25 protein-coding genes are annotated in these 25,642 nt (G+C 36.3%); 11 read left to right on the top strand and 14 right to left on the bottom strand.

The window, feature by feature from the left end:
• The first annotated feature begins 42 nt into the window (after nt 1-42).
• Complete coding sequence (locus ASF92_RS14575) at nt 43-615, top strand: DUF4468 domain-containing protein (RefSeq protein ID WP_197413304.1); 573 nt, start codon at nt 43-45, stop codon at nt 613-615.
• Between the two features lie 7 nt (nt 616-622).
• Here the strand turns inward: ASF92_RS14575 and ASF92_RS14570 are convergent, their stop codons facing one another.
• From ASF92_RS14570 to ASF92_RS14560, 3 genes are read right to left on the bottom strand one after another with little or no spacing between them, the layout of a single operon-like run.
• Nucleotides 623-1,090 carry an SRPBCC family protein gene (locus tag ASF92_RS14570; RefSeq protein ID WP_056094608.1) on the bottom strand — a complete coding sequence of 156 codons (468 nt, stop codon included), beginning with the start codon at nt 1,088-1,090 and terminating at the stop codon, nt 623-625.
• A 31-nt stretch (nt 1,091-1,121) separates the two neighbouring features.
• The gene (locus tag ASF92_RS14565; protein WP_231729830.1) at nt 1,122-1,652 is read right to left on the bottom strand and encodes a TlpA disulfide reductase family protein; all 531 of its coding nucleotides are present in this window, start codon (nt 1,650-1,652) and stop codon (nt 1,122-1,124) included.
• 45 nt (nt 1,653-1,697) lie between these two features.
• On the bottom strand, nt 1,698-2,171 hold the full coding sequence (locus ASF92_RS14560; RefSeq protein ID WP_056094601.1) for a ribonuclease H-like YkuK family protein: 474 nt from the start codon (nt 2,169-2,171) through the stop codon (nt 1,698-1,700).
• 217 nt (nt 2,172-2,388) lie between these two features.
• On the opposite strand from ASF92_RS14560, the gene ASF92_RS14555 reads away from it, so the two are divergent.
• From ASF92_RS14555 to ASF92_RS14530, 6 genes are all read left to right on the top strand, one after another.
• Entirely contained in the window at nt 2,389-2,607 is a 219-nt protein-coding gene (locus tag ASF92_RS14555; protein WP_056094598.1) for a hypothetical protein, read from the top strand.
• A gap of 32 nt (nt 2,608-2,639) precedes the next feature.
• Nucleotides 2,640-3,962, top strand: coding sequence for a DEAD/DEAH box helicase (locus ASF92_RS14550; protein ID WP_231729829.1), 1,323 nt, complete (start codon nt 2,640-2,642; stop codon nt 3,960-3,962).
• Between the two features lie 153 nt (nt 3,963-4,115).
• Nucleotides 4,116-4,346, top strand: a complete 231-nt coding sequence (locus tag ASF92_RS14545; RefSeq protein ID WP_047798500.1) for a DUF1456 family protein — start codon at nt 4,116-4,118, stop codon at nt 4,344-4,346.
• Nucleotides 4,347-4,381: 35 nt separating this feature from the next.
• A complete protein-coding gene (locus ASF92_RS14540; protein WP_056094594.1) occupies nt 4,382-5,107 on the top strand; it encodes a GDSL-type esterase/lipase family protein in 726 nt (241 codons plus the stop codon).
• A 217-nt stretch (nt 5,108-5,324) separates the two neighbouring features.
• On the top strand, nt 5,325-5,678 hold the full coding sequence (locus ASF92_RS14535; protein ID WP_056094591.1) for a hypothetical protein: 354 nt from the start codon (nt 5,325-5,327) through the stop codon (nt 5,676-5,678).
• A gap of 10 nt (nt 5,679-5,688) precedes the next feature.
• Complete coding sequence (locus ASF92_RS14530) at nt 5,689-6,072, top strand: hypothetical protein (RefSeq protein ID WP_056094588.1); 384 nt, start codon at nt 5,689-5,691, stop codon at nt 6,070-6,072.
• Between the two features lie 46 nt (nt 6,073-6,118).
• On the opposite strand, the gene ettA is transcribed toward ASF92_RS14530, so the two are convergent.
• Nucleotides 6,119-7,798 carry an energy-dependent translational throttle protein EttA gene (gene ettA, locus ASF92_RS14525; protein ID WP_056094586.1) on the bottom strand — a complete coding sequence of 560 codons (1,680 nt, stop codon included), beginning with the start codon at nt 7,796-7,798 and terminating at the stop codon, nt 6,119-6,121.
• Nucleotides 7,799-7,961: 163 nt separating this feature from the next.
• Here ettA and ASF92_RS14520 point away from each other — a divergent pair, with 163 nt between their 5' ends.
• The 4 genes from ASF92_RS14520 (at nt 7,962) to ASF92_RS14505 (ending at nt 13,318) form a co-directional block, all read left to right on the top strand.
• Nucleotides 7,962-8,321 carry a response regulator gene (locus ASF92_RS14520; RefSeq protein ID WP_056094583.1) on the top strand — a complete coding sequence of 120 codons (360 nt, stop codon included), beginning with the start codon at nt 7,962-7,964 and terminating at the stop codon, nt 8,319-8,321.
• A gap of 233 nt (nt 8,322-8,554) precedes the next feature.
• Entirely contained in the window at nt 8,555-9,421 is an 867-nt protein-coding gene (locus ASF92_RS14515; RefSeq protein WP_056094579.1) for a DMT family transporter, read from the top strand.
• A gap of 527 nt (nt 9,422-9,948) precedes the next feature.
• Nucleotides 9,949-12,495 (top strand): ATP-dependent Clp protease ATP-binding subunit, encoded by a 2,547-nt coding sequence (locus ASF92_RS14510; protein WP_056094578.1) that lies wholly within the window; start codon nt 9,949-9,951, stop codon nt 12,493-12,495.
• A 319-nt stretch (nt 12,496-12,814) separates the two neighbouring features.
• Nucleotides 12,815-13,318: a CAP domain-containing protein gene (locus tag ASF92_RS14505; protein WP_056094575.1), complete on the top strand. Its 504-nt coding sequence runs from the start codon at nt 12,815-12,817 to the stop codon at nt 13,316-13,318.
• Here ASF92_RS14505 and ASF92_RS14500 read toward each other — a convergent pair whose 3' ends face one another.
• The 10 genes from ASF92_RS14500 to ASF92_RS14455 form a co-directional block, all read right to left on the bottom strand.
• Nucleotides 13,319-14,386, bottom strand: coding sequence for a PA0069 family radical SAM protein (locus ASF92_RS14500; RefSeq protein WP_056094572.1), 1,068 nt, complete (start codon nt 14,384-14,386; stop codon nt 13,319-13,321).
• A gap of 61 nt (nt 14,387-14,447) precedes the next feature.
• Nucleotides 14,448-15,689 carry a carboxypeptidase-like regulatory domain-containing protein gene (locus ASF92_RS14495; protein WP_056094569.1) on the bottom strand — a complete coding sequence of 414 codons (1,242 nt, stop codon included), beginning with the start codon at nt 15,687-15,689 and terminating at the stop codon, nt 14,448-14,450.
• An 83-nt stretch (nt 15,690-15,772) separates the two neighbouring features.
• The gene (locus ASF92_RS14490; protein WP_056094565.1) at nt 15,773-17,011 is read right to left on the bottom strand and encodes a carboxypeptidase-like regulatory domain-containing protein; all 1,239 of its coding nucleotides are present in this window, start codon (nt 17,009-17,011) and stop codon (nt 15,773-15,775) included.
• A 43-nt stretch (nt 17,012-17,054) separates the two neighbouring features.
• Nucleotides 17,055-18,707: a DNA repair protein RecN gene (gene recN, locus ASF92_RS14485; RefSeq protein ID WP_056094562.1), complete on the bottom strand. Its 1,653-nt coding sequence runs from the start codon at nt 18,705-18,707 to the stop codon at nt 17,055-17,057.
• A 99-nt stretch (nt 18,708-18,806) separates the two neighbouring features.
• Nucleotides 18,807-20,774, bottom strand: coding sequence for a M56 family metallopeptidase (locus ASF92_RS14480; protein WP_056094559.1), 1,968 nt, complete (start codon nt 20,772-20,774; stop codon nt 18,807-18,809).
• 1 nt (nt 20,775) lies between these two features.
• Nucleotides 20,776-21,156, bottom strand: a complete 381-nt coding sequence (locus ASF92_RS14475) for a BlaI/MecI/CopY family transcriptional regulator (RefSeq protein WP_056094556.1) — start codon at nt 21,154-21,156, stop codon at nt 20,776-20,778.
• Nucleotides 21,157-21,349: 193 nt separating this feature from the next.
• Nucleotides 21,350-22,243: a DUF4835 family protein gene (locus ASF92_RS14470; protein ID WP_056094554.1), complete on the bottom strand. Its 894-nt coding sequence runs from the start codon at nt 22,241-22,243 to the stop codon at nt 21,350-21,352.
• A complete protein-coding gene (coaBC, locus tag ASF92_RS14465; protein ID WP_056094550.1) occupies nt 22,240-23,436 on the bottom strand; it encodes a bifunctional phosphopantothenoylcysteine decarboxylase/phosphopantothenate--cysteine ligase CoaBC in 1,197 nt (398 codons plus the stop codon). The genes ASF92_RS14470 and coaBC overlap by 4 nt, the downstream gene beginning before the upstream one ends.
• 81 nt (nt 23,437-23,517) lie before the next feature.
• Nucleotides 23,518-23,844 (bottom strand): DNA-directed RNA polymerase subunit omega, encoded by a 327-nt coding sequence (locus ASF92_RS14460; RefSeq protein ID WP_056094546.1) that lies wholly within the window; start codon nt 23,842-23,844, stop codon nt 23,518-23,520.
• A gap of 3 nt (nt 23,845-23,847) precedes the next feature.
• Nucleotides 23,848-24,783 carry an outer membrane protein assembly factor BamD gene (locus ASF92_RS14455; RefSeq protein ID WP_056094543.1) on the bottom strand — a complete coding sequence of 312 codons (936 nt, stop codon included), beginning with the start codon at nt 24,781-24,783 and terminating at the stop codon, nt 23,848-23,850.
• Nucleotides 24,784-25,642: the final 859 nt, after the last annotated feature.

Here is a 25,642-nt window from a genome sequence, read left to right as displayed (position 1 = left end):
CGGCTTTTTATTATCTTTATTTTTTATTTGATGGTATTCGGTATGCAATATAGGCTGGTTTTAATTTTGGTATTGCTCTCATTTAAACTTTCTGCTCAACAGAAACAATTTTCTTCTGATGATAACGGTAAATTCATTTACTATGAAGTTGTGGAAAAGGCTGCGGGAAAGGATAGCTTGTTTCTAAGAGCTAATACTTTTATTGATTTGTATATAAAGTCACTAAAGAAGCAAAGCACTACTGATACCTCTATTTTTGCAAAAGGTGTGATGGTTATTGATAAAACTATCCTGGTAGCAAGCCACCCGAGTGGCGAAGTAAACTATAAATTTACTTTTGAAGCCAAAGATAAAAAATACAGGTTTTGGCTCACAGATTTTGAATATATATCATACGGTAGAGATAGGTATAGCAATTATGTCCCAACCACTACTGTTGCCACCCCTTTAGAGAAAACACCCGGCAAGTTAAGTGCAGGAGAATGGAAAGATATTATTGAAGCCGCCTATAGCAAAACTGCAAAATTTGCTGATAACTTTAAAAAAGCCTTAGCGACCAATCAGACGGAAAAACAAAATAAAAAGAAAGAAACCATTTCAACCAAAAAGTGGTAAAAGGAAATTAAATTTTCCCGAAAAGTTCTTCTACTTTCTTGTACCTGAAATTAAATATACTGTTTATCTTTTTGTTAACAATAATTTCATTCGCAATTAAACCAATTGGCCCCCAACCGATAGCATAATGTAAAATATCATGCATCAATACGCCGCCATCTGTCGCCTCGAAATGGTGGTTGTGGTGCCAAAATGCAAACGGGCCGAAACGTTGCTCATCAATAAAATACACTTTATCCTTTACATGGGTAATCTCCGTCATCCAGTTTAATTTTATTCCCAGCAAGGGCGAAACTTTATAAGTGATAATCATTCCAGGATACATTTTTGTATCCTTTTGAATAGGAGAGGTTACGTCAAAAGTCATGTCTTCAGGCGTAATATCGGCTAAGTTAAGTGGCGATGAAAAGAAATCCCATGCGGCATTTAAATCAACAGGTATTTCTTGGGTAAATTCCAGGCGGTAAGTTTTCAATTTTTTGATTTATAGCACAACAACGAATGAGCTATTTTGTTGCTTTATGTTTCAGTTTTCCATCAATTAGTTTGACCAGCGACTGAAATTCTTTTTCTTCGTAACCAATTGATTGGTAAATAATTTTGCCGGTTTCATCAATTAAGATATTTCTGGGGATGGATTGTTTAGCAAATTTGCTGAAAACGACTCTTTTCAGGTCAGGTAATATTGGAAACGTAAAACCTTTTTTCGCTTTATAAGGAATCAACTTATCCCAACCTTCTTCCCGGCCAAAGACAAAAAAAGCGAAATTTTTATTGTCTTTGTGCTTATCCCATATTTCTTTTTGAACTAATGGCAATTCCGTATTACAAGGTGGGCACCAGGTTGCAAATAGATTTATAAGAATTAGCTTGCCTTTATAATCGGCGATATCCACGATTTTTCCTTTATCTAACTCGAAGCTAAACTTTGGTGCTTCATCGCCAATTTTTGTATAAGTGTCCTTGTCTTCATTTTGTGCAAATGACGAAATTGCAATCAATGAGGTAAATAAAAATATAAATATCTTTTTCATCATTAGATTTATGATTTAAAGATACGCCTATCATAAATAATTTCAAACTTAATGAACCATTTTATCGGCACAGGTAGAGCTGGCAAATGCTTCGGGTTTGGCTTTGAAAATAAAGCCCATACTTAAAATGTATCCCATGGCATCATTTAATGCTTTGTTCGATTTAAATTGAGGGCTTGTGTTAATGTCTGCATGTACTTCAAGAGCAACATCGTAAATGTCAAGCAAATCGCAAATTGAGTAAGCGGTTTCGATAGACTTTTGAACTTCCATTAACATACGCTCTTTAATGCTTACCTGCTGCGATGATTTTTCCTGATGGATATACATAAAGCCGCCATGATGTTCTCTTAGCAATACAATTACAGTCGCAAAATCGGTAACCATGCCCTTAACCTGCGAATCTGTGCCGATGCAGACTTTAAGTTTATAGCCGTTTTCTGTTTCTCTGATAATTGCCAGTTCAATTTCTTCAAGAATTGAAGATTGGATTACTTCGCCACTAAATTTTTTCCATGTCATACATTGTGTTTTTTGGGGTTAACAAATGGTAATCAGGTTTTTATAAAAATAAGCGCTAAAAATTAAATCTGTATTAAGAAGCTGTTGTTTATTTGCTAACAAAATATTAGTTATCAACAGGTTATCCCATAATCGTTATTGGTTTTTCATATTTTTTACAACAATTGTTTATTATTAAACGTTACATTTATGTATTATTTAACCAAATCAATCAATCATGAAAGCGGAATTAATTCAAGAACTTCAATTATTGCAACAAAGCAGGGCTAACAAATTCGCAGGCGAGCTTGCTGAAAGAATTATTTCATCAGTTGATGCTGTTAATGAGAAAGTTACGAATTCTATGTCGCAAAGAGGCAAGATGCTGTTATTATTAGAAAACAAATTGAGCTTTTCCATAATCAAAAGACTAAAAAGAAGGTTTTTGAAATTCTGATAAACAATTTCGTGAGTTTGCAACACCAATAAATGTTTACCTTTGGCGTAATGATAGAGAATGCGCTTAAAAGATTAAATATTACAGCGCTTAACGATATGCAAAACGCATCGGTTAAGTCTGCAAAAAAAGGAGCTGATGTTGTATTAGTAGCGCCCACGGGTTCGGGAAAAACCTTGGCTTTTTTGTTACCATTATTATCCGGTCTAAAAACAGATGTAAGGGGAGTACAAGCGCTAATTTTGGTTCCGTCAAGAGAACTTGCTCTGCAAATTGAACAGGTGTTTAAGCAAATGGGTACCCCATTTAAAGTTAACTGTTGCTACGGTGGTCACGCGGTGCGAATAGAAAAGAATAATTTAGCACATCCGCCAGCAGTTTTAATCGGAACACCAGGACGAATAGCCTATCATCTGGAACATAATAACTTCGATGAATCTTTTGTTGAAAACCTGGTATTAGATGAATTTGATAAATCATTAGAATTCGGTTTTCAACAAGACATGTCTTACATCATCGGTTCTCTGCTGTCATTAAAACAACGCATTCTTACTTCAGCAACCAAGATGGACGAAATTCCGTCTTTCGTGAAATTAAATAAGCCTATAGAAATTGATTTCTCAAAGGATATCCAAGCTAAGCCAGATTTAAAACTTAAAAAAGTCTTGGCGCCAGCTGCAGATAAACTTGATGTTTTATTTAAACTGCTCAGTAAAATCGGCGGGGCAAATACATTGGTTTTTTGTAATCACCGTGAAACTGTAGAGCGAATTAGTAATTTGCTTTTTGAGCATGGATTGGGTCACGACGTTTTTCACGGTGGAATGGAACAGGCAGACAGAGAAAAAGCTTTGCTCAAATTTCGAAACGGAAGTCATAAAATTTTAATTACAACAGATTTAGCTGCCCGTGGGTTGGATATTCCTGAAGTGGAGAATATTGTGCATTATCAATTACCTTATACTGAAGACGCATACATACATAGAAACGGTAGAACTGCAAGAATGCACGCCAAAGGAACAGCTTATGCGGTTGTGACAGAAGAAGAGCATTATAAATATTTACCGGAAGATATTGAAGAGGAACAACTAGGTGAAGGGTATGTATTGCCTGAAGCCAGCGATTGGGTGACTTTATACATCGCTAATGGTAAAAAAGATAAAATTAACAAGATTGATATCGTGGGGTTATTTTTACAGAAAGGCGGATTACAAAAGGATGATTTAGGACTTATAGAGGTTAAAGATACAACCAGTTATGTTGCGGTTAAACGAATTGTAGTTGATAAGCTTTTAAATGCGCTCGATGGTGAAAAAATAAAAGGTAAAAAACTAAAACTTGAAGTGGCCAGTTAGGAGTTCATTGGTTCATTGGTTCATTGGTTCATTGGTTCATTGGTTCATTGGTTCATTGGTTCATTGAAATTGGACAAACAAATTAGATTATTATATTGAGATTTTTCATTCTATCATTCAAAATTCTGTCATTCAAAATTCAATCATTAAAACATGAGTAATAACGATATTTTAAAAAAATTAAGAGTAGCTCTGTCTCTAAAGACCGAAGATATTATCACCATTTGCGATTTGGTAGGTTTTAAAGTAACCAAGGCTGAATTGGGCGATATTTTCAGAAATGAAGACCATGAAAATTTTAAACCTTGCGGCGATCAAATCCTGCGCAACTTTTTAAACGGCCTGGTTATATATAAAAGGGGTCCGAGAGAAGAAAAGAAATAATCAGTAGATTTTAATAACAAGTTATTCCTGGTCAAATGAAACTAAAACTTATTTTCTTATTATTTTTTGCTTTTGCTGGTTGTTTATCAGCTCAAAATAATTCCAACGACCCAAAGCCTAAGAAGGAAGATTTCTCGGATGATTGGGCAAATATTTCTAAATATAAAAAGGAAAATGAACTTATAGGTTTGCCTAAGAAAGGAGAGAAACGAGTTGTATTCCTAGGAAGTTCGATCTTCGAATTCTGGAAGCAGAAAGATCCGGAATATTTCAATACTCATGGATATGTTGATAGAGGGATAAGTGGGCAAATCTCCTCTCAATTGCTTATTCGTTTTCGCCAGGATGTCATAAACCTAAAACCAAAAGCAGTAATAATTTTAGCAGGAAGCAATGATTTAGCGGGCAGCAAGGGGCACGTCAATAATGAAACGATTTTGAATAATGTGAAGTCGATGGCTGAATTGGCACGGAAAAATCACATCAAGGTTATTCTTTGCAAGTATCTGCCAATTTACGAATATCCCTGGAATAAAACTTTAAAAGGCGCGGCCGACCAGATTATTTCGTTGAATGAAGCTATCGTGGCCTATGCGAAAGAAAATAATTTTACTATTCTCGATTATTTTACGCCCTTGGTTGATGATCGAAACGGACAAAAAGCAGCGTATACAACAGATGGTGTTCATCCAAACTTAGCGGGTTACAAAGTGATGGAAGTTGTAACCGATGAGGCGATAAGGAAAACAATAGGAAAATAATTATTATTCATTTAAAGCAAAAAACTCCCGATTTTCATAGGGAGTTTTTTGTAAAATATATTTTCAATAATATTTGAAAGTTCAATAACATTTATTTAGTTTTACACTATGCAATTAAAATAAGAAAAGGCGACTATTTAAAACATACAGAAACGAATAAAAATATTGTCTCATATTTTCAAAAATTTCTGAAAAGTTAATAATAACAGTTAGCGTTATGAATTATAACATCGTTGGTTACTTCATTTTTATTACAGTAAATGTTTTCATAATCGTTTTTGTAGGGAGAATTTGTTACCGGAATGGAAATATTTTCTTAGCCGAGTTAATTCCTGAACACTTGGATATCTGTAAGCAGATAAATAAATCACTATTAGTCGCTTATTACTTGGTAAACATTGGTTATTGTGCAATTACACTGGTAGGATGGGCAGAAGTTAAAAACGGACTTCAGTTAATAGAGGTTTTAGCCGTAAAAGTTGGGATTATTATTTGCCTGCTCTCCATTCTTCATTATTTAAACATGCTAATACTTACTACCAATATCAATAAATTAATTAAAACAGTTTAAACCTTTCGTTATGGAAACTACTAAAATTTTAATTGGCTATGCCGTTTATTTGCCTGCAGCACTTTTTTTAACACTTTATGTTTCAAAAACGCTTTTTAAAAACAGCAAAATTTACATGATCGATATTTTTAAAGGGAAAGAAATAATAGCTGGGGCAACGAATAAACTTTTTGAAACGGGCTTTTATTTGTTAAACTTAGGTTTTGCATTATTGATAATGAAAATTACTGCCTACGAGAATAATTACCAAACACTTATTGAAACGCTAAGTTTTAAAATTGGCGGTTTTTCAATTTATCTCGGACTAATGTTGTTTTTTAACTTATACCTTTTCTTTAGAGGCAAAAGAAAGGCTAATGAGTACAAGCAACCTGCAATTGCTCCGAATTCTTAATAATCGACATAAAAAAAAACTCCCGATTTTCATCGGGAGTTTTTTTTTAATCTAGTTTTTTATATCGGATGCGTTTTGGTGTAACATCACCTAAACGTTTTTTGCGATTTTCTTCGTAATCAGAATAATTTCCTTCGAAGAAATAAACTTCAGAATTACCTTCAAAAGCTAAAATATGTGTACAAATTCTATCTAAAAACCATCTGTCGTGACTGATTACGACGGCACATCCACCGAAGTTTTCTAAAGCTTCTTCCAGGGCACGCAAAGTATTTACATCAATATCATTCGTAGGCTCATCCAGTAGCAAAACATTTGCACCCTTTTTCAAAGTAATTGCAAGGTGAACACGGTTACGCTCACCACCCGATAAAATGCCAACCTTTTTCTGCTGGTCGCCACCGTTGAAGTTAAATTTTGAAACATAGGCACGACCATTAACCGCTTTATTCCCCAATTGAATGTTATCCAAGCCATCAGTAATGTTTTCGTAAACTGTTTTATCAGCATCCAGATCATTATGCATTTGATCTACATAACCTAATTCCACTGTTTCGCCAACACGAAAAGTTCCGTTATCTGGTTCTTCCTGTCCGGTAATTAAACGGAATAATGTGGTTTTACCAGCACCATTTGGGCCAATAATACCGACAATGCCTGCAGGTGGAAGGGAAAAATTCAAATTATCAAATAAGACTTTATCTCCATAAGCTTTGGTCACGTTTGTAGCTTCGATAACGACGTTACCCAAACGCGGTCCAGCAGGTATGAACAGTTCCAATTTATCTTCTCTTTCTTTTCCGTCTTCAGAAGCTAATTTATCGTAATTTGCTAAACGGGCTTTAGATTTGGCATGGCGGGCCTTTGGTGCCATACGTACCCATTCCAACTCACGTTCCAAGGTTTTCTGACGTTTACTTTCAGTTTTTTCCTCTTGTGATAGGCGTTTTGCTTTTTGATCTAACCAGCTGCTGTAATTTCCTTTCCAAGGAATACCCTCACCGCGATCCAATTCTAAAATCCAGCCGGCTACATTGTCCAGAAAATATCTATCATGCGTTACTGCGATAACAGTTCCTTCGTAATTCTGTAAAAATTGTTCCAACCAATCTATACTTTCCGCATCCAGGTGGTTGGTAGGCTCATCTAATAATAAAACATCAGGATGTTGTAATAATAAACGGCACATGGCTACGCGACGGCGTTCACCTCCGGAAAGCACACCTATTTTAGTTTCAGGATCAGGACAACGCAAAGCATCCATCGCACGTTCTAATTTTGAATCGATTTCCCAGGCGCCTAAAGCATCAATTTTATCTTGTAACTCTCCCTGGCGAGCCATAAGCTTATCCATCGCATCGGGATCGGAGTAATTTTCTTCTAATCCGAAAGCTTCATTAACTTCCTCATATTCTTTCAATATCGCAGTAACTTCTGCAACGCCTTCTTCAACTACTTCCCTTACAGTTTTTTCAGGATCAAGAATTGGTTCCTGCGCTAAATAACCCACGGAATAGCCCGGAGAAAAAACAACTTCTCCTTGATATGATTTATCTAAGCCAGCAATGATTTTTAATAAAGATGATTTACCGGAACCATTTAAACCGATAACACCGATTTTCGCGCCGTAAAAGAAAGAAAGGTATATGTTTTTTAAAACCTGTTTTTGTGGAGGGTAAATCTTATTTACACCAGCCATTGAAAAAATGATTTTCTCGTCTGCCATTTAAATTTTGTTTATGCAAAGATGCTTAATTTCAAACGAAATGGAAATTGCTTTTGAAGAAAACATATTTTGAAAAAAATGAGTTTAAATATTCATTTAGCAAACATTTTGTTGTTATTTTAAGTTATAATCCTTTTTGAAAAGATGTTCAAAACATTAACCTGTGAAAAAACGAATTTTAGCGATAGATGATGATAAAGAATTATTGGAAGTTTTTCCAATGATTTTTAACGATAATGATTACGATTTAAAATGTTTAACGGATGTTTCAGATTTGGATACTCTCATAGATGACTTCAAACCGGATTTAATTTTATTAGATATCTGGATTGGAAAAGTTGATGGGAGAGTGGTTTGCAACTACCTGAAAAGTCATGAAAAAACGGTTAAAATCCCAATAATTCTTGTATCAGGCGTAGAAATTGACATTGATGATGCACATTGTACACCGGATGCCATTATTCAAAAGCCATTTGATATTAAGTTATTAATTACCATCGTCGAGGAATTGTTATTACAATGAGATAACACCACGAATCAAAAGTCAGAAATATTAAACAACATATACTTCTAGACTGTTTTTAATTTAAAAAACGGTTAAATTAAGCGGTCTGCTATAAGAAGAACGGGTTGTTGCTTGAAATAAAATAGTACCCGATTTCGACATGGATATAACCTAGTCTTTTATCCGGTAAATTTCGCGTTGACGTAGGATTCAATTTGTACAAAGCCTATTTTTGCATAAATATCCTATCGATGAAAAACAAAAACGGGGTTTCCATCCCGCCTGTTCCTGCTGTATTATTATCAATTGTGAGTGTACAAGCTGGAGCTGCCATCGCTAAGGGCATATTTCCGGTACTAGGTGCTGCGGCCACATCATCTTTAAGAATTGTATTGTCAGCACTAATTTTGGTCGTCTACAATCGTCCAAACTTAAAGAATTTAACGTCTACACAATGGAAACTTGTCTCCATATACGGAATTACTTTAGGATTTATGAACCTAGTATTTTATTTAGCGATTGAAAGAATACCACTTGGATTGGGTGTAACGCTAGAATTCATTGGCCCCTTGGTTTTGGCGTTAACGGGTTCTAAGAAAGCTTTGGATTTTTTGTGGGTAATTCTGGCTGCTGCAGGTATTGCTTTGATCGCTCCCTGGAGCAGTAAAGGCTTAGATTTGTTGGGTATTTTTCTGTCTTTGTTGGCGGGCCTATTCTGGGCAAGTTATATTGTGATCGGTGGTCGCATTTCGAAAATTATGGATAGCGGAAAAGCGGTTACCATAGGGATGTTATTTGCTTCAATTGTTATTATTCCATTTGCACTGGCAGGAGGAATCCTGGATAATATTAAACCTGGAATTTTGGTAGCTGGCTTAGCTTTGGCATTGCTTTCCAGTGCAATTCCCTTTACTCTTGAGATGAAAGCCTTGCGTAAAATACCAGCGAAGACTTTTAGTATCTTAATGAGTTTAGAGCCAGCTGCAGGGGCACTATCCGGTATGATATTTTTGCATGAATATCTTTCGGTTTTTGAATGGTTGGCTGTGTTACTCGTTGTCGTGGCAAGTGCGGGCGCTGCCTTGACGAGAAAAAAGCAAGAATCAACAGCCCTTTAACGCTTATTTTAAAGGCATCATGTACGTTTGAATTTTTGCCAATCTTTTCATCATTGCCACAGATTTTCGAAAACAAAACAACTTTTTAAAGGTTAAATTCGTATAGGGTTTAAATTGAAACGAAGTCAATTTATTTAATATTGGTCTTAGTTATCCGGGAATAGTATAAGCTGTCATGTGGTTTTTGTTTTTCTGTCAAAATAGGTAAATTGCTTAGCGTTGACTAACCATTTTGTCAGTTTTAAATGGGCGTTCAATCCTTACAATAAGCAGACAAAAGAAAGGCTGCCAAGGGTATTTAAAAAATAAGGTTACTCTAAAACTCGTATTACAGTTGTTACGTAAATATATGCAGCGTTTGTTTGCCTCAAAATATATGTCGGTAAAAGTAATTATAGGCTTTTTAGTGATTTAGTAAGACTGTTTAGCCGTTGGTATGGCGCAATTGTTGATAAAATAAAAAAAACAGTAGTATCTCTTTTATAATTTATTTTATAGTTTAGAGGCGAGCTGTTAAGAAAGGTATTATGGAAGCAAAATTTTCACCACAGGTTAAAGATGTAATTTCTTTTAGTAGAGAGGAAGCACTCCGCTTAGGGCATGATTACATTGGAACCGAGCATTTATTATTAGGCCTCATCCGCGAAGGCGATGGCATGGCCATAAAAATTTTACGATCGTTGGGGGTTGATACAGGTAAATTGCGCCGCTCAATTGAAGATGCCGTTCGCGGTACTTCGAGTGTTACAGTTAACTTGGGGAATATACCGTTAACTAAACAGGCTGAAAAAGTTTTAAAAATTACTTACTTAGAAGCTAAAATATTTAAAAGCGATTTAATAGGCACCGAACATTTGTTATTATCCGTTTTGAGAGATGATGATAATATTGCGTCTCAAATTCTATTACAATACGGTGTTACTTATGATGTTTTTAAACAGGAGGTTGAAGTGAATAAAAATGGTTTCAGAGACGATGTTTCAAATAGCGCATCAACAGGAGGCGATGACGATTATCGTGAAGAAGAAAGTTTTAGTACACCTAAGAAGGTCTCGGATATAAAATCAAAAACTCCGGTTTTAGATAACTTCGGTCGTGATTTAACTAAGGCTGCTGAAGAAGGTCGTTTAGACCCAATTGTAGGTCGCGAAAAAGAAATTGAACGTGTATCACAAATTCTATCCCGCAGAAAAAAGAACAACCCGATTTTAATTGGAGAGCCAGGGGTTGGTAAATCTGCGATTGCAGAAGGTTTAGCCCTGCGCATTGTCCAACGTAAAGTTTCGCGCGTGCTTTTTGGCAAACGGGTAGTTACTTTAGATTTAGCATCACTTGTAGCTGGTACAAAATATCGTGGTCAGTTTGAAGAGCGTATGAAAGCCGTAATGAACGAGCTTGAAAAATCTACTGATGTAATTTTATTTATTGATGAGATTCATACAATCGTTGGAGCGGGTGGCGCATCAGGATCACTTGATGCATCGAACATGTTTAAACCGGCATTAGCAAGGGGCGAAATTCAATGTATAGGTGCAACAACTTTAGATGAATATCGTCAATACATAGAGAAAGATGGCGCATTAGATCGTCGTTTTCAGAAAGTAATGGTGGAGCCAGCTACGCCTGATGAAACCGTCGAGATACTAACTAGAATTAAAGATAAGTATGAAGAACACCACGGTGTAACTTATACGGATGAAGCAATTCAGGCTTGTGTTACCTTAACTTCACGTTACATCTCTGATCGTTTTTTACCGGATAAAGCAATTGATGCTTTAGATGAAGCTGGTTCTAGGGTTCATTTAACTAATATTCATGTTCCTCAGACTATTATTGATATCGAGGCGAAAATCGAAGATATTAAGTTAGAGAAGAATAAAGTTGTTCGTAGTCAGAAATATGAAGAAGCTGCAAAACTTCGCGATACGGAGAAAAACTTAATTGAAGAGTTAGATAAAGCGAAAGCGGAGTGGGAAGCTGAAACCAAAACTAAACGTTACGAGGTATCAGAAGATAACGTAGCTGAAGTTGTTGCGATGATGACTGGTATTCCGGTACAACGTGTTGGACAAACCGATAGCCAGAAGCTATTGAATATGTATGACAAGGTTGCGGAGAAAATTATTGGTCAGGATGATGCCATTAAGAAATTGACTAAGGCCATTCAACGTACCAGAGCGGGATTAAAAGATCCTAAAAAACCAATCGGTTCATTTATTTTCTTAGGACCGACTGGTGTTGGTAAAACAGAATTAGCAAAAGAATTGGCTCGTTTCATGTTTGATAGCGATGATTCACTGATTCAGATTGACATGAGTGAATACATGGAAAAATTCGCTGTATCCCGTTTAGTGGGAGCGCCTCCGGGATATGTTGGTTATGAAGAAGGGGGACAGTTAACTGAAAAGGTTAGAAGAAAACCTTATGCTGTAATCTTGTTGGACGAGATTGAAAAAGCGCATCCTGATGTATTCAATATTTTATTGCAGGTTTTAGATGAAGGTCAGTTAACTGATAGTTTAGGTCGCAAAGTTGATTTTAGAAATACAATCATCATTATGACTTCAAACATTGGTGCCCGTCAGCTAAAAGATTTCGGTCAGGGTGTTGGTTTCTCAACTGCGGCGAAAACAAACCAGGCTGATTCTCATAGTCGCGGTGTAATTGAAAGCGCACTGAAACGTGCTTTCGCACCTGAATTTTTAAACCGTGTTGATGATGTGGTTGTGTTCAACAGTTTAGGTAAAGATGAAATTTTCCAAATTATTGACATCGAACTGAAAGCTTTATTCGGACGTGTTCACACTTTAGGTTATGAAATTATATTAACTGAAAATGCTAAAGAATACATCGCAGATAAAGGTTTTGACAGTAATTTCGGAGCACGCCCGTTAAAAAGGGCAATTCAAAAATATCTGGAGGACCCAATTGCTGAAGAAATTCTGAAAGGTGAATTAGCGGAAGGTGATGTTTTGGAAATTGATTATGATAAAACAACTGAGTTGATTGCCATCGTTCATAAAAAAGGCGATAAGAAAAAAGAAGAACCGAAAGAAGAAGATTCTTCAAATTAATAAATGATTAACCCTTTAAGTTTGACTTAAAGGGTTTTTTGTTTAGTTGCTTTTGGCTCATTTGATAATAATTTTTTTCAAGTTGCGTTAAATTTAAGTGAGGCTGTCTCAAAAAGATTTACGCGGGTCATTAAGCAAATTATACTTCGATAAAGCATCATTCCCAACCTGATACTATCTGCTTGGAACCCTAATGCTATTGAAAGGCGCTTTAAGATTACCGCGTAAGCAAGAATGACGGAGGAAATGAAATGAGATTCTGACCTTAAAACTGAATCTTACCTTTGACATAGTCTCATATTATTTAATATTTGAATTAATGAACAGATTTTTACAGGCATGTCTATGTATCTTTTTATTTATAACATCTTGCGAAAAAAATTCTGAAGTCCAATCCGAAAACCTGCAGCCAACACCAGCTTCAGTTGGTTTGAACTCGGAATTAGTGCTTAAATTAGTTAATGAAAAGCGAAGCGCCGGATGTAATTGCGGTACAACTGCTATGCCTCCCGTTGCTGCATTAAAATGGAACAATCTTTTAGCTGCAGCTGCATTGGCTCATAGTAAAGATATGGATGCAAACAACTATTTCAGTCACACATCGCCAGACGGAAGAAACGCAGGAGACAGAATTACCGCTGCCGGTTATAAGTGGATGGCTTATGGTGAAAATATTGCGGCGGGACAACCAACTGAGCAAGCTGTATTCGATGCCTGGATTAACAGTGAAGGTCATTGCAAAAATATTATGAGTGCTGGCTTTAATGAATTGGGTGCAGCAAAAGCAGGCAAATACTGGACTCAGGAATTTGGGCGTCAGTAGTTAGAATAAGCTGATTTGCGAGCCGGGTATTTTAAATAATGTATGATTTAAAAAGATCTCTTTGGTATTCAAACCATTTAACCTGCAATGAAGCTTAAAGTTATCTTTAATCATTTGTGCGATATTTCCATCGCCACGCATTCTATCCCCAAACCTGCTATCGTTCACATTTCCACCATGGCAACTCTGTATCAAATGCCAAACCTTATCGGCTCTATCCGGAAAATTCTTGTGTAGCCAATCTTCAAAAATCTGGCTGATGGCTCCGTTCAAGCGAACTACAGTATAACCTGCTCTGATGGCACCGGCATTTGCAACTGCTTTTAGCACCGCTGGAATTTCATGATCGCTCAAACCGGGCACGAGTGGAGCAACCATAACACCTGTGGGTACACCGGCTTTGCTCAGCTCTTCTACCACTTTTAAACGTTGTTTTGCTGTAGCAGTTCTGGGTTCCATTGCTAAACGCAATTCATTATTTAAACTGTTAATGGATGAATACACCATAATCAGATTTAGCTTTGCCATTTCCTGGAGAATATCAAGGTCACGCAAAATCAACGAGTTTTTGGTAATCATTCCAATGGGTTGCCGGTAAGCCAATGCGATTTCAAGGAGCTGCCTTGTTAGTTTAAACTTCCTTTCAGCAGGCTGATAGCAATCTGTGTTTCCTGAAAGTGAAATTGTTGTAGCATCCCATCCTTTTTTTTCTAAAAACTTTTTAAAGAGGGTAGGAGCATCTTTTTTTACAATAATTTTCCGTTCAAAATCGAGTCCGGCACTATATCCCCAATACGCATGCGCATTACGCGCGTAACAATAAGTGCAGCCATGCTCACAACCCTGATAGGGATTAAGGGAATATGCCATACCGACATCAGGGCTATCGACTTTGTTAACAATAGTTTTTGAATTCTCGAAAAGAAAGGCTGTCTTTTTATCACTTTCCTCCCAGTCATCAATACCTTCTAGATGTTCCTTTACGTAAGTATTTGCTGAAAACTTATTGTGGGGGTTGAACTGAGCACCCCTACCTTTAAAATATTGATTTTCGTCTTGGTTAATCATTAAATAAAATTACTAATATTTTTAGTAAAATTATCAAATGTTAATAAGTTGTGTATGGAATTTATTTTCTAATTAATGGGATATAATCCATCGGCACCATATCACCAACTTTTTCATATGCCCAATAGCCTTCGTAAAGCATAGAGCGCGAATCGTAAATGCCCCCATTTGCATAGAAGCGAATTGGATCCTGCGTGGTATGATTTGCTATAGATATTTCATTTTCAGGAACATCTAATGGCCGGTAAATCCAAAAACCTGTTTGCGAATAAGCTAGGGATTCTTTTTCTTTTGTATACTGGATGCAAAGCGCATCTGTATAATTTATCCATTTCAAATTATTGTTGTAATCGTGAACCAGCGTATCCGGATTTACTTCTGCACGGCTAAACTTATCAATAAACCTGGGCATTTCTTTCTGTTTAGTCCAAAATTCTAAAAGTCCCGGATCAATTTTTCCTGCAACTTTTCTTATACCGGTTTTCTCGGGAAGCGTTTTAATTTTGATTAAATTTTCATTGATGATACTTTCTGGATATCGATTAGGGTTAGGTGTTTTAATAATTTTATTAATTAAAAATCCCTCTTCCTTACTTCGATTTTCATAAAGTGATCTGAAAAAATGTTGTGATGAACCATAGTATGCAGTTTCTCTGGCTTCTATATATTTTTTCTTTTTGGCGTTGGAAGCTTTTAGTTCTTCAAAAAACGGATGACCGGAAAAATAAATGATATGTGTGCGGCTGTTATATTCAAAATAATCGAGCATGTATTTTAATCTGTATCCCAGTGCTTTGTTTTCTACGATTAAGAATTCTGTTGTTTTTACGGTTAACAAGCTTTTGGTGACATCGAAATCTACATTCAAGACTTGTGGATTTAGTATCTTACATTGTTTTGAATTTGGCGTAGTACCAATAAAATACTCTGTAAACTGCTTTATGTATTTTGCCCGATTTGGGTCGGCCCGGATGGTTACCTCATTCAGCTGGACCGTGTTTTCTTTTAAAAGTAAATCTACCTGGACTGATTTGTCGGAAATAATTACACTTTTTGAGTAGGGTAGGTATCCCACCATCTGAACAAGTAAATCATAACTGCCAGGTTTTAAGTTTGGCAATTGAAATTTTCCATCGTTATCGGCAACTGTGGCAATTTTATAACCACTCAAATAAACGCCTGCGCCAGGTAATCCACCTTTATTATCTTTAACTTTTCCACTTATAGAAAAGGTGGTATTCTGACTAAAAACATTGCAGCCCAATAAAAGAAACAATAATGACAGAATAGCACTTTTAATCATGAGAGCGAATGTAACCAAATGGCGTAATATATATTAATTTGAACCTTAGATTTTAAAAATTTTAACATTTAAATCCGGTCGGATCATTCCTTCTGTAGAGGCGGAACATAATCAAGCGGAACACTTTCTGCCATCTTTTCCCAGCTCCAATAACCTTGATACAGCATAGAGCGCGGATTGTAAGTTCCGCCATTTTGGTAAAAATATACCGGTGCAACCAGAAGATTTATGAGTGAGACTTGATAATCTGGCATATCAAGTGGTCGTGAGATTGATAAACCGATTTGGTTAGCGTAACTGGGATCTTCTTTTTCTTTTGTGTAAACCACGTACAAAACATCTGTAAAGTTAATTCCTTTGATACTTTCATTATACTTTTTGACTAGTGTATCTGTCAGAACTTCCTGTCGGTTAAGGATAGAAATTTCCTTTGGTTTGTTCTTTTGCTTAGACCAATAATTCAGAGAATCGCTGCCGCCGATGAAAAAGACTAAATTTCCTGAAGAATTCTGTGCTAAACTACGAAAATGCTTTATTTTTGCATTTATCAAACTATCTGACGGGCGGGTTTTATCGGGTTGCTTAATTAATTTATGAATTGTAAAACCTGCTTGCTTTGATTTACCGGCATATAAACTTTCAAAAAAATGCTGTGTTGAACCATTGTAAGCCACCAATCTTTTAGCCGCCCAACGCTTCATTTTTGTATTCGATCCTTTCAAATCTTCGAAATATGGATAACCTTCATAGTAAATGATCTTGCTCTTATTATCGTATTCAAAATTGTTAAGTTGATATTTAATGCGATAACCCAGGGCCTTATTCTCAATAATTAGAAATTGATTCGTTTTTACTGTTAGTTTTGAATCATCATTGCTATAATCAATAATTAAAACATTTGGATTAATGATTTTGCACTGTGCAGCATTTGGTGTTGTTCCGATAAAAAAATCGGTAAACATTCTGATGTATCCCTCCCGATTGGGATCAGGTTTTATCGTAATCTCGTTCAGTTGAACGGCATCCTGCTCTAGTATAAAATTTACCGTTAAACTTTTGTCACCAATTATAATATTTTTATTGAATGCTTTGTAGCCAATCAACTGAACGAGGATATCGTAATTTCCAGGCTTCAGGTTTAAAAAATATTTACCATTATTATCCGCTACCGTTGCTATTTTGTAGCCACTTACATATATGCCGGCACCAGGCAAAGTTTCGCCCAACTTATCTTTTACGACACCTGAAAGTGTGAAACTTTGTTGTGAAAACGAAAAGCTATAAATACATAAAAAAATGCAAAAAGATAATAATTGTTTCATATTCAAATATAAACTAAATAGTTAGTTTAAGAAACAAAATTGATTATCCTAAAAGTTCTTTTGCGTTTTCTATTGCGGAAGTTCCGGGGTTTTTACCGCTTAACATCTCTGCTATTATGCCAATTCGTTCTTCCTGTTTTAATTTTCGGATGCCGGTGGTGGTTTTTCCACCTTCTTCATTTTTGTAAACAAAATAGTGGGATTTGCCTTTAGCCGCAATTTGCGGTAAATGTGTAATGGATATCACCTGCATGTCAGTTCCCAAATCAGAAATTACTTCTCCAACTTTCAAGGCAGTTTCGCCCGAAATACCAGTGTCAATTTCATCAAAGATAATGGTAGGAAGCGAGGTATGTTTTGCCAGCAGCGCTTTGATGGCTAACATCAGCCTCGACAATTCACCGCCCGATGCTACTTTATTGACCGGTGCAGGCGTTTGACCAGCATTTGCAGTGAAAAGTAAATTGATTTCATCTAACCCATCTTTGTTCAGTTCTTTTATTGTGGTTTGCGATAAGATCAACCTCGCACTCGGCATGCCTACTTTTTTTAAAGTTTGAGCGGTTTGCTCTTCAACAGCTTTTATTGCTTTCTTGCGATTGCTGCTAAGCTGGTTCGCCTGGTTTAAGAGTTCATTTTTGAGCTGCTCAATTTCTTTTTGTAGAATTTCGATATTTTCATCAGATGATAATAACTGGTCCAGGCTTGTTTCAAGCTGTGATCTGATACCTATCAATTCTGAATTGTTGCCTACTCGATGCTTCTGCTGCAAGGAATAAAACAAATCCAGCCGTTGATTTATAAATTCCAGGCGCTCGGCGCTGTGTGTAGTATTTTCCTCCATTCCAGAGGTTTCAGCCGCAATATCTTTAATCTCAATAACTGTTGAACGCAGTCTTTCAAATAAAGCATTAATTTCAGGGTCGAATTTTTCAATTGCCTGCAATTGTATCTGGGCTTCCTTTAAGAATTGCATGGCGGAAGGCTCACCTTCTGTTAATAGTCCGGATGCATTCAATAATGCCTTTTTGATGGTTTCCGCATGTGTTAACTTTTCCAGTTCCGATTCTAATTCTTCCTGCTCGCCCTCCTTTAAGTTAGCTTGCTCTAATTCGTTAAATAAAAACTGTTCGTAATCCTGTTTACTTCTTGCTTCATCAGCATCCGTAACTAACTTTTTTAAACGAGCTGTTTCAGTTTTTAATTTCTTAAATCCTGTTCTGTAATCAGCTAAAATAGCACTATGATTAGACAGTGAATCAACGATCAGCAATTGAAAATCCGGATTGTTGATTTCCTGTGTGGCGTGTTGAGAATGTATATCTATTAATTTTTCACCGATCTGTTTTAAGAGTGATAGGTTAACAGGCGTATCATTTATAAAGGAACGTGATTTCCCGTCAATTGAAATCTCCCTACGCAGCATACTTTCATTAAAGAAATCGAGATCATTTTCTTCGAAAAGTATTCTCAAATGCTCATCAGCTAATAGAAAATGACCTTCTATAATACATTTCCTATCTTGGTTAAAAAAATATTTGCTTTCGGCTCTTTGACCTAAAATTAAAGAAAGCGCACCTAAAATAATGGATTTTCCAGCACCAGTTTCACCAGTTATTATGTTTAAGCCTTTATCAAATTCGATATCGAGACTATCGATTAATGCGTAATTACGAATAGAAAGTTTTTGTAGCATAGCTAAGCAAAAATACTAAAAAGTTATTTCAAGATTAGCCATAAACGCAAAACGGCGAAGAAATTTCTTCGCCGTTTTAAATTATTATCTGTTTGGTTTTTATTGTTCTGATTTCTCAGTGCGCTCCGGTTGCTCTTTCTTCTCCTGTTTCTCCATTTTTTCTTTAAGTTCTTTAACTTCCGAGTCGAATTTTTGCTTTAACTTTTTGTATTCTTCGCTTTGTCTAAGTTTACTTGATGAATTTTCAATTAAATAAACACCATCTCTACTTTTCAGAGCACGAAAATTATCGTTATGCAAAACAAATGCCGTATCTGTATTTATGCGGCTTAACGCAGAAATTCGTATTTTCTCTCCATTTTTCAACGCCTTAGTTCGTAATTCTGAAATTTGCGCTCTGAATTCCGGAGTATTAACCTTTGCAGCCATTTCTTCTCCCAGTTTTCTCCATTTAGCCTGAGCTTCCGGTGAGCCGTATTCTTTGGCGATATCTTCTCCAAATTTTTTCCATTTAGCGTGCGCATCAGGTGATGAATATTCTTTTGCTATTTCTTCTCCAAACTTTTTCCATTTTGCCTGCGCTTCCGGTGATGAATATTCTTTTGCTACATCCTCACCAAATTTTTTCCACTTAGCCTGTGCTTCCGGCGATGAATATTCTCGTGCAACGTCTTCTCCGAATTTTTTCCATTTTTCCTGTGCTTCCGGTGATGAATATTCTTTTGCTAAATTTTCACTTAATTTTTTCCATTTTAATTGGGCTTCAGGCGAACTAAACTCCCGATAAATTTTAGCTTTAAACAAAGAATCTTTAAATTTAAATGCAGAGTCCGATTTAATGATAAAGGCATTACGACCTCCAAATAGTTCATCCCGGTAAAAATTTTTTCTAAGGCTATCGGGCATTTCCTTAACAGAATTGTACTCTGTTTTTTTACCATTAGCATCGATGGTTACAATCTTAATTTTATGTTTTTTAGTTGTATCCATCAGGACAACTGCTTTACCATTACCATAAGTCGTTACTAACTGAATGGTGTTTGATTTGGCTGAATCCTCTTCTTTTTTCTTTTCAGCGGGATTTATCCAGGCGATGGAGAACAGGCAGGCTACGCCCAATGTCATCGCAGCCATCTGTTGTTTGGCGTTTAAATAATTGGTTTTCATATTGGTTATTCTTTTTATACGTTGATACAGGTTTTGGCTTTTGCCCGTTGCCGCCAATGCATAAGCCGGACTGGTTTTATCTTTTAGCAATTCTAATTTCAATAAAGCATGTGCGTAGTTTAATGGCTTTCCGGTAACTTTTAGTACCAGATCATCACACGCATGTTCTCTTTCGATATGTATGAATCTCCCAGCCATCCAAACAAATGGATTATAAAAAAGAAAGGTTTCTATAGCAGTTTTAATGAGGTTTAAGAGGAAATCATTTCTCCGGATGTGTGAAAGTTCGTGAATGAGAATGGCTTCGACCTGGTCGTTATCCAGCTGGTTAACCAGCGCAACAGGAAACAATACAACCGGTTTTAAATAGCCGATCACCAATGGAACATTTATTAAATCTGATAAATGAAATTTAATCGCTTTATTAATTTTAAGGTTTGAAGTAACACTTTCGAAAATTGCTTTCCAGGCATCGGGTATATTGCTTAGATTATTTTTTTTCAATTTAGAAAGCTGATTATAACCCTTTCCGATTATAAACATCTGGAGCACAATTCCTATAATGTAAAAAGTTACGACCAAAGGAAAATACTGTTCCACTTTGTCGCTTAAGCTTTGTGGAACAGTATTAAAGTAACGATAAGCGTCTAAATTTTCCGTGCCAATGACATCACTTTTAGTAGAAATGTTCTTTAGTACATGGTTCCAGAAATTATATACAAAGCAGCCAAACATGAGCAAGATTGAACTAAAAGCCAGATTGTGCTTAAATCTGGCAGCTAATTTTGGCAGGCTAATTAACAGCAGGAATAAAACCCCATAAATAAGTGCGCTTTGCCATAAAGAATTAATTATGCTCCATCCAAAGGCTTTGATAAGTGGTTGCACTAAAGTTTCCATATTAGTTATCTTTTTCTAATTTCTCCAAATACTTTTTAATTTCATCTATCTCATCTGCGCTTGCTGTATGATTGCCTAAAGCTTGCATGACCAATCTCGCGGCCGAACCATTAAAAACATTGTCAATCATTTTATTTACCAACTGCTTTTCAGTTCTATCCTGATTTACAATTGCTTTATAGATATGTGTCTTTTGATTGGTGTCTCTTTCAACCATGCCCTTCTCATGCATAATCTGCATTAATTTCAGTGTAGTGGTATATCCCGAATCCTTTTTATCTAATGCTTCATGAACTTCACGTACTGTACAAAGGCCTTTTTGCCAGAGTACTTTTAAAATTTCCATTTCACCTTCAGTCGGTTTGATGTTGTTATTAGTCATATATTATAGTTCTACGAATTATTTCGTATTCAAATGTACGAAGATATTCGTATTATCAAAATAATTTTAATAAATTTTAAGCTAAATTTTTGTTATTGCCTAAAAGACAAGCTTTTTATTAATATGTTGCATCATAAATTAATAAAGGGAAAGCGTAGGGGAACCTGGCTGTCTTTTGAAGTAAATAGACAAATCAATTTTGTTTTAAGCCTTCGTACTTACCAATATTGGCCGGGTCTATCTCTGACAGCAGGTTGTAAGCTTTCATACGTTCCTGTGCATTCAGTTTTGATAACACATTTGTAATTTCTTCAGCTTTAGAAGTAAAGTAGACATTAGGGAAGATAGAACCGATTTTCTGTTTATCCATTTGTTGCAGGGTTGATAAGGCATTCACTATTGGCATCAAACCTTTGTCGTTATCCGTTAGTTGATCCAAACCGCTGAAATGGTAACTGTAAATAAAATTTCTCAGTTCGCTGAATATAGGATTTAAGGCGTTCTCATTAAACCAGAAACGATTTCGAAGGCCGTCTGCAGCTCTCCATCCCGAATTGCCAGAGGCCTGGGCCAGATTAATGATATTCTGTGCCTTTTTAAAGTAAGTTGTTCCACCCATTTTACTAAAGCTATCCTTATCGAGTGCTATAATTGTATAAGCATAATAGCTAAGGAGCGCACTGATATTGGAAAGGTAATTTTGGTCAGAAAAATCAATTACCGCGCCATCGTTAAAAGTGAAATCGAAGTTTTTATCGCTTATATTCAATAAAGTACTGTTGTAACTGCTGTTGTACACCGGTCTGCTGCTTTGAATTTGTGCTTCGGCAGTATAGCCGGAGCCACCGTCCCAGGAATTAATCGTGATAACGAAATTGCAGTCTATCCGTTCCTGGGTTTTGTAAGTTTCGTTGCTGAACTTATTGTTGTTTAAAAAATCGCGGATTGTTTTTTGAAGTGCATCTATTGTTGGCTTGCTGATGTTTGATATCTGTGGAGCCAGTAACTGTACCCGCGCATTAAGTTCCTGGGCATTTAGCCTGCTAAAACTCAGCACCAATAGTAAACAAATAACCCTTTTTATCATTTGATTATTTTTAAAATTGCTTCGCAAATATCCTTTGCAACTTCAGTTTTGGATTTCAGCTCAAAAACTGTTTTTTCTAAAGCCCTGTTAAAAATAGTTATTTTATTTGTATCTGATTTAAAACCTGCGCCTTTGTCATTTAATGAATTTAAAATAACCAAGTCAAGGTTTTTCTTTTCCAGTTTGCTTTTGGCGTACGTTTCTTCATCATTGGTCTCTAAGGCGAAGCCAACTAAAATCTGATTATCTTTTTTTCTTTTGCCTAATGAAGTTAAAATATCGATGGTTTTTTCCAATTCTAAAACCAGGTTATGCTCTTGTTTTTTTATTTTGTGAGTAGCAATGGTTTTAGGTTTATAATCTGCAACTGCTGCACACATAACTGTTATGAAGGTATTTTCAAAAAAAGTGTTGCAAGCCTCAAACATTTCTTCAGCACTTGTAACGTCTACTCTGTTCAAAATTTCAGTTGATTTTTGAGCTGACGGACCGGCAACTAAAGTTACATCGGCGCCCAGTTTAGCAAGCTCATCTGCAATTGCAAATCCCATCTTACCCGATGAGTGATTCCCAATGAAGCGAACAGGATCGATTGCTTCATAAGTAGGGCCAGCTGTTACCATAACCTTCTTCCCAAATAAAGGCATTAACTTTTTAATTGAGTTGTCTAGAAACGATACAATTTCCTCTGGTTCTGCCATTCGGCCTTCGCCAAACAAACCGCTCGCAAGTTCACCACTTCCCGGTGAAATAACAACATTTCCGAAGGCTGTAATTCTGTCTATATTAAACTGGGTACTTTCATGTTTCCACATATCCAAATCCATTGCAGGAGCAACATAAACCGGGCATTTAGCGGAAAGATAAACGGCAGTTAAAAGATTATCGCAAATTCCGGTAGCTAATTTTGCCAGTGTATTTGCACTGATAGGTGCAATGATTATCAAATCAGCCCAGAGTCCCAGTTCAACGTGGTTGCTCCAAACACCGCTTTCCTCTTCGAAATATTGTGTGTAAACCGGATTTTTAGAAAGTGTGGCAAGTGTAAGTGGTGTGATGAAGTTCGCACCATCGGGTGTAAGAATAACCTTAACGTTTGCACCTGCTTTAACCAGAAGCCGGACCAAAAAAGCCGACTTATATGCTGCGATGCTGCCGCAAACGCCAAGGATTATATTTTTGTTTTTTAGCATTGGGGGCAAAGAGTTTAAAGCGTAGTGCGTAGAGCGTATGTGCAAAACGCCGTGCTACGAACTCTATGCGCTATGCTAATGTTATTTTTGCTCTTTAGCAGGATTTCTGTGGTAAATTTTTTCATTCAAAAATTCATCAATTGCAACCAGAACAGGCTTAGGCATACGCTCATAATGCTTGCTGATTTCGATTTGCTCCCGATTTTCAAAAATCTCTTCTAAATTATCATTGCTGGAAGCAAATTCTGCTAATTTACCATGCAATTCTTCTTTCATGTTATTTGAAATCTGATTGGCTCTCTTAGCAATAACCACTAACGATTCATATAAGTTATCAGTAGTTTTATCTAAATCGTGTACATTTCTGGTAACCGTAGTATTTGGTACAGCAGGTTTGTTAGTATTCATGTGTTACTTGTTTTTAATATCTTTGGTGTTGTTAACTTTGGTCGTATCTTTTATTTTGCCTGTTCTTTTAAGCATTTCCGTATACTTTGCCTGGTCGGCTGCAAAAATAGCCATTTCTTGTTTATTAAATGCTATCCCAGCGTCAATATCAGATTTTAGCCTTTTTGCATCATCTTTAAATTTACTATCAGGATATTTTTCCATAAACTCACTGAATAAATCTGAAGCTTCATTATACCGGTCTTCCTGGCGAATAGGAATGCTGTTCTTAGCATACATATACTGAGATCTAATCATCAGGAAATCCATCTCTTCTGCATATTTAATATCAGGATAGTCTCTTTGAGCATTTCTCAATGCAATAACAGCTGCACGATAATTATCCGCATTGCTTGGGCCAGTAGTTAAATACATTTTCGCATTTTCGAAAACTTTATCCTCAAGTTTACCTCTTAAAACCGCAATGTACTTGGCTGCTGCTACTGCACGTTCGCTGGTTGGATATAAGTTTATAAATAACTGTAGTGCATCAATAGCCTTATAAGTATTCTCCTGATCTAATGAAAAAACCGGCGATTCTAAATAATAGCAATAGGCGGCCATGTAACGGGCTTCTTCAGCATCTTTACTTGCGGGGTAAGTATCCGCAAAGCTTTTGAACTGATACCTTGCAGTCGTATAATCTTGTAGCTTATATAAGGTATTCGCATAATAGAAATTCAAACCTTCTGCTTGTTCACGCCCACGATATTTTTGAGACAAATCTTCAAAAAGTATTAATGCCTTACTATAATTTCTACTGTTGTACAACCTAATACCTTCCTGATATTTTTTAGCCACGTCATTACTGGCCCTTAACTTTTCAAAACGGCTTTTACAGCCAGCCATACCAATAGCGGCAACAAATACTAAAATAATTAAGTGTTTAACTTTAAACATTCTGCAAAGATAATTAATAATACGATAACATCAATATAAAACAATTGGTTGCTAAGCTATGGAAAGCAATTCGGTACTAAATAGGAGTTAACAAATTTTAACATATATAAAAGGTTAGAAAAGCAGGGCTTGTGCTACTATCAGATTTTAGTCCCGCCCTCCATTCCAAATCCTCGGCTCATGCTTCGCCTTGCGGGTTTTCCATTTGGGTCGGGTTTAGATGGCCTAGGCAGATTTTCAAAACCTGGGTTCAGTCCTAATCTATAATTCATACATATATACACTATTAAGCGTCTGGAATAATTTCATAACAATTTTTTAACAAGCAGAATCTCGCCGTTACACTTAAGGTTCTGAAAAGTTCTGTAATCGGTTTAATTTTTTCTTATTGAGAATTAGTGAGTTGCGTTGGATATGAAAATCTTTTGCTGTCTGGGTTTGTGTGTTGAGGATTTTTTTCTACTTTTGCAACCCGCTTCGGAGGAAGGGAAAAGGTTGAAAAGATGAATGGACAAACCGTCCGTTCGAAGGGCTAATTGTAAAAATACCGCATTTTGCTGTCTGGGTTTGTGTGTTGAGGATTTTTTTCTACTTTTGCAACCCGCTTCGGAGGAAGGGAAAAGGTTGAAAAGTGGAGAGAAAGGGATTAGAATTATTTTAAAATAATTCTTGCGGAGATTGAAAGTTTTATTACCTTTGCAACCCGGTTCGGAAGGAGCGGAAAGAATTGAAAAGCTGGGTTTAAGAATTAGAGAGGGGCTAAAAAATAAATTATTTTATTTGGAGGTTCAAAAAAGATTCTTACCTTTGCACTCCCAACGGAAACGAAGGGAAAACAAAACCTGAACGGCGGATGTCG

Origin of the sequence: Pedobacter sp. Leaf176, assembly GCF_001424305.1 — a bacterium.
Classification (GTDB): Bacteria; Bacteroidota; Bacteroidia; order Sphingobacteriales; family Sphingobacteriaceae; genus Pedobacter.
This window is presented reverse-complemented; position numbering and strand designations above follow the sequence as displayed.

Bases quoted from the DNA above. Each gene is read 5' to 3' on its own strand.
- ASF92_RS14575 (WP_197413304.1), top strand. From the start codon at position 43: ATGCAATATAGGCTGGTTTTAATTTTGGTATTGCTCTCATTTAAACTT.
- ASF92_RS14565 (WP_231729830.1), bottom strand. From the start codon at position 1,652: ATGATGAAAAAGATATTTATATTTTTATTTACCTCATTGATTGCAATT.
- ASF92_RS14560 (WP_056094601.1), bottom strand. From the start codon at position 2,171: ATGACATGGAAAAAATTTAGTGGCGAAGTAATCCAATCTTCAATTCTT.
- ASF92_RS14555 (WP_056094598.1), top strand. From the start codon at position 2,389: ATGAAAGCGGAATTAATTCAAGAACTTCAATTATTGCAACAAAGCAGG.
- ASF92_RS14550 (WP_231729829.1), top strand. From the start codon at position 2,640: ATGTTTACCTTTGGCGTAATGATAGAGAATGCGCTTAAAAGATTAAAT.
- ASF92_RS14545 (WP_047798500.1), top strand. From the start codon at position 4,116: ATGAGTAATAACGATATTTTAAAAAAATTAAGAGTAGCTCTGTCTCTA.
- ASF92_RS14540 (WP_056094594.1), top strand. From the start codon at position 4,382: ATGAAACTAAAACTTATTTTCTTATTATTTTTTGCTTTTGCTGGTTGT.
- ASF92_RS14535 (WP_056094591.1), top strand. From the start codon at position 5,325: ATGAATTATAACATCGTTGGTTACTTCATTTTTATTACAGTAAATGTT.
- ASF92_RS14530 (WP_056094588.1), top strand. From the start codon at position 5,689: ATGGAAACTACTAAAATTTTAATTGGCTATGCCGTTTATTTGCCTGCA.
- ettA (WP_056094586.1), bottom strand. From the start codon at position 7,798: ATGGCAGACGAGAAAATCATTTTTTCAATGGCTGGTGTAAATAAGATT.
- ASF92_RS14515 (WP_056094579.1), top strand. From the start codon at position 8,555: ATGAAAAACAAAAACGGGGTTTCCATCCCGCCTGTTCCTGCTGTATTA.
- ASF92_RS14510 (WP_056094578.1), top strand. From the start codon at position 9,949: ATGGAAGCAAAATTTTCACCACAGGTTAAAGATGTAATTTCTTTTAGT.
- ASF92_RS14505 (WP_056094575.1), top strand. From the start codon at position 12,815: ATGAACAGATTTTTACAGGCATGTCTATGTATCTTTTTATTTATAACA.
- ASF92_RS14500 (WP_056094572.1), bottom strand. From the start codon at position 14,386: ATGATTAACCAAGACGAAAATCAATATTTTAAAGGTAGGGGTGCTCAG.
- ASF92_RS14495 (WP_056094569.1), bottom strand. From the start codon at position 15,689: ATGATTAAAAGTGCTATTCTGTCATTATTGTTTCTTTTATTGGGCTGC.
- ASF92_RS14490 (WP_056094565.1), bottom strand. From the start codon at position 17,011: ATGAAACAATTATTATCTTTTTGCATTTTTTTATGTATTTATAGCTTT.
- recN (WP_056094562.1), bottom strand. From the start codon at position 18,707: ATGCTACAAAAACTTTCTATTCGTAATTACGCATTAATCGATAGTCTC.
- ASF92_RS14480 (WP_056094559.1), bottom strand. From the start codon at position 20,774: ATGGAAACTTTAGTGCAACCACTTATCAAAGCCTTTGGATGGAGCATA.
- ASF92_RS14475 (WP_056094556.1), bottom strand. From the start codon at position 21,156: ATGACTAATAACAACATCAAACCGACTGAAGGTGAAATGGAAATTTTA.
- ASF92_RS14470 (WP_056094554.1), bottom strand. From the start codon at position 22,243: ATGATAAAAAGGGTTATTTGTTTACTATTGGTGCTGAGTTTTAGCAGG.
- coaBC (WP_056094550.1), bottom strand. From the start codon at position 23,436: ATGCTAAAAAACAAAAATATAATCCTTGGCGTTTGCGGCAGCATCGCA.
- ASF92_RS14460 (WP_056094546.1), bottom strand. From the start codon at position 23,844: ATGAATACTAACAAACCTGCTGTACCAAATACTACGGTTACCAGAAAT.
- ASF92_RS14455 (WP_056094543.1), bottom strand. From the start codon at position 24,783: ATGTTTAAAGTTAAACACTTAATTATTTTAGTATTTGTTGCCGCTATT.